At 29.1% G+C, this 3,778-nt stretch carries 4 protein-coding genes; 1 reads left to right on the top strand and 3 read right to left on the bottom strand.

Translation table 11 applies throughout. The features are described from left to right. The first annotated feature begins 173 nt into the window (after positions 1 to 173). Complete coding sequence (locus BUB63_RS12775; protein WP_027308054.1) at positions 174 to 368, top strand: DUF1858 domain-containing protein; 195 nt, start codon at positions 174 to 176, stop codon at positions 366 to 368. A gap of 48 nt (positions 369 to 416) precedes the next feature. Here BUB63_RS12775 and pdxR read toward each other — a convergent pair whose 3' ends face one another. The 3 genes from pdxR to BUB63_RS12760 are packed head-to-tail and all read right to left on the bottom strand — an operon-like array spanning position 417 to position 3,617. After that, positions 417 to 1,832, bottom strand: a complete 1,416-nt coding sequence (gene pdxR, locus BUB63_RS12770; protein WP_073250336.1) for a MocR-like pyridoxine biosynthesis transcription factor PdxR — start codon at positions 1,830 to 1,832, stop codon at positions 417 to 419. Positions 1,833 to 1,841: 9 nt separating this feature from the next. Then, a complete protein-coding gene (locus BUB63_RS12765) occupies positions 1,842 to 2,687 on the bottom strand; it encodes a DegV family protein (protein ID WP_073250333.1) in 846 nt (281 codons plus the stop codon). 45 nt (positions 2,688 to 2,732) lie between these two features. Continuing rightward, positions 2,733 to 3,617 (bottom strand): nucleotidyltransferase domain-containing protein, encoded by an 885-nt coding sequence (locus tag BUB63_RS12760; RefSeq protein WP_073250330.1) that lies wholly within the window; start codon positions 3,615 to 3,617, stop codon positions 2,733 to 2,735. Positions 3,618 to 3,778: the final 161 nt, after the last annotated feature.

Here is a 3,778-nt window from a genome sequence, read left to right as displayed (position 1 = left end):
CTTTTTCCCTTCCAAAATTTCAATAAAATAGAAAAAATCTAATTTCCTATAAAGAAAAAAGCTTTACTGGAAATTAGATGCGAAATCTCTGTTTTAATATAAACATATTTGTAATTATCAATTTAATATGATAATATATTTAAAGAAATTTATCAATGTTGGAGGTGTAAATAATGATAACTAAGGATATGGGAATAATTGAAATAGTTAACAAATATCCTGAAACAGCAGATGTATTCTTTAAGTATGGAATGCATTGCTTAGGCTGTATGGCTGCAAGATTCGAAACACTTGAACAAGGTGCTCTTGCTCACGGTATCGATGTTGAAGCTATGGTGAAGGATCTAAACGAAGCAATAAATAAGTAATTCTATACATAAAAAGTGCCAAGAACTTTTGTTTCAAGGCACTTTTTATTATATAAAATTAAAAATATTACCCTTTTTACTTCTAAAATATACTTCACCCATTTTATCTAATGCAAATTTCAATTCTTCTTTACTGCAGGTGCCAAAGCTCATTCTAAAATAATTGGTATTTATCTCATCTAAATAGAAGGCACTTCCAGGTGCAATTGTTATTCCTTCATCCTTTAATAGGCTTGCATATATTGAAGAGTCCATATCTGTTCTACACCAAAGATTTATACCACCTTTAGGCTCTATAAAATCTATAAAGTTGACATTCTCTTTAATGTATTCAACAACAAAATCATATTTATCCTTATATTTTTCTACTAAAAAGCTTATATGTTTATGCCATAGCCTTTTCCTTATATATAAGTCAAAGGCCCTCTGCATAAGTCCTGAAGTTGAAATATCTGTTGAATATTTTACACTCTGAATATCCATGCTCATATTGTTTGGTGAAATAATATATCCTAATCTTATTCCCGGCATAAAAATCTTAGAAAAGCTCTTTAAATAAATAACTCTATTATTTTTATCAATAGACTTTATAGGAAGAGTGTTTTCACCATAAAATCTTAATTCCGACATATAATCATCTTCAATTATGTAGAATCCATATTTGTTTGCTAAATATATAAGACTTAATTTTGTATCCTCTGAATACGTGTATCCAGTAGGGTTTTGGAAGTTTGTCATTATATATAGTAATTTTATTTTATTCTTTTTAACAACATCCTCTAAAACCTCTAAATTAATTCCATCCCTTTCAATAGGTACTTCAATAACATTAGCTCCTCTTGATCTGAAAACTGCAACTGCTCCTGTATATGTTGGGCATTCTACGACAACATTATCTCCAAACTTTAAAAGTGTCTTTGAAATAATATCTATTCCCTGCTGTGCTCCCGATATAATATTTATATCATTTATATTGACTTCTATGCCAACCTCCATTGAATATTCACGCAGGCTTTCTCTAAGAGGAAAATAACCCTTTGGTTCTTGATACGTAAATGCAAATCCTCCATCCCTATCTAAAACTTCGTTTATAACGTTTTTAAATTCTTCTACAGGAAAGTAGTTTGGATTTGGCATTGAATTAGATAGATTAATTTTTACATCTTCATTTATTTTATATTCTCTTTTTAACTCAATCTCTTGTTTTATTATTCCTTTGCCTCTAACAAAGGTACCACTTCCAACTTTAGAATATACTAAACCTTCCTGCTCAAGCATTCTATAGGCATTTACAACAGTAACGTTATTAACTCCTATACTTTTTGAAAGTTCTCTTATGGATGGTAGTTTTTCATTCTCCTTTAGTGTACCTATTTCTATTAATTTTTTTAACTCCTCAAAAACTTGTACGTAAAGAGGTTCTACACTATTTTTATTTACTGAAATAGGATAGTGTTTTTTCATATAATCCCTCTACTTTCTTAAAAAGAAAACTGACGTTGTTCCTTCTCCAACGTGGCTTCCAATAGCTGCACCAATTTCATATATAACAAATTCTTTTATATTAAATTCTTTTTGTATTGCATCTCTAAGTTGTAAGCAAAACTCCAAATTATTTGAATAGTTCATACCAATTACTTGATTTTCAAGGTCGTATCCTCTTTCCTTCATAGTTTCTATAATCTTTTTTATAATTCCCTTTTCTCCTCTTACTTTATCATAAGGAATTATATACCCATCACTAAACTGTAAAATTGGTTTTACATTTAATAGAGTACCTATTGCTGCCTGAGCTGTTGAAATTCTTCCTCCTCTTTTTAGCATATCAAGATTTCCAACAGCAAAAATATGCTCCATCCTATCTCTCATATAGATTACTCTATCTACTATCTCATCCAATGTTCTACCTTGCTTAACCATTAAAGCTGCTTCCCTTACAATTAGACCTAATCCAACAGAAGCACCCTTAGAATCAATTACAGTAATATCATCGGACTCAAGCATATCCTTTGCAATACAGGCAGATTGATATGTTCCACTCAACCTTGATGAAAAAGCTATATAAAGGATACTATAACCCTTTTCTAAGTATTCTTTAAATTTTTCCACAAATCTTGAAGGTGGTATCTGAGAAGTTTTAGGTAAATCCTTTATTCTCCTAAGTTTTTCATAAAATTCCTTTGTTGTTATCGTAACTCTATCTTCAAATATTTCATCTCCAAAGGCAACAGTCATAGGTATCATCTCAACATCTAATTCCTTTATATAATCTAAATCTAAGTCACATGCACTATCTGCAAATATCTTTATCTTTTTCATAATATTACCCCCAATTCATTTGTACAAATGTTATTATACATCAACCTATGCTGTATATACAATCTCATCTATTAAATATTCTTCCCCATAAGTTGTATATTTTCTAATTGTTTCTATTATAGCTCCCTTTTCCACCAACTTATTTAATACTTTACTTAAATCACCTTCTATTTGATTAAATAATGGTAAATTTTTTATCTCCTGAACTGATAAAGGTCTTTGGGTAGTCTTTAATACCTCAATAATAGGCGTACACAAAATCTCTATATTATCTTCTACAAAATCCTCAGCAATCTTTAACACTTTTTCGACTCTTTCCTTAAGATTACCACCTTCTGTCAATTCACCAAACATTGCTTTAACCGATATGTCCATATTTACTGCAAAAGTAAGTATATCCTTATCTGTCATATGTCCCTTTATGCTCATTATAAGCCTTGCATAGTATTTAACAAGATCTACACACCATTGATATGCTGTTTCATATTTATGTGTTACTAAATATTTATTTACATAGTGAATTGAGTTAAGAAGGTTTGAGAGTATCTCTATATTCCTTATATTTCTTTCTCTATCTGTATAAAATTTTATTTCATTTAAAACATTCATCAATTCATCATCTAAGCAAAACAATATCTTCCCACTAAAAACAGCTTTGTGGAATGTTCCACCCTTTAAATAGTGGTTGTATTGATCTAAAAATATATCCTTTGATACGTATTGAATGTTTATTTTTATATTAGCATATCTTGTTTGTATTATTTCATTTTTATTTTGTTCCTTTGTTATTACAAAAAAATCTATGTCAGATTTTTCCCAAATATCACCATTAACCAAACTACCATAAATCATTGCACACAATATACTTGAATTTGCCTTTAAATTTTTTTCTGTATTTAAGTAAGCTTCTTGATATAATCTTATGTTCATCACTCCACCCCCGACTTTAGTAATTTAAACTAAAAAATTTTATTTAATTATAGCAAAAAAATTATAAATAAACCTGAATTATTCATGGAATTTATTTAAAAGAGTTCTATAGCCCATATTAACTTAATTTTTTACTAAACTGCATTTCACTTAAAAAGTGA

The organism is Caloramator proteoclasticus DSM 10124, from assembly GCF_900129265.1.
Taxonomy (GTDB): Bacteria; Bacillota; Clostridia; order Clostridiales; family Caloramatoraceae; genus Thermobrachium; species Thermobrachium proteoclasticum.
Note: the sequence above shows the minus strand (reverse complement) of the source record. Positions and strands in the feature narration are given on the sequence as shown.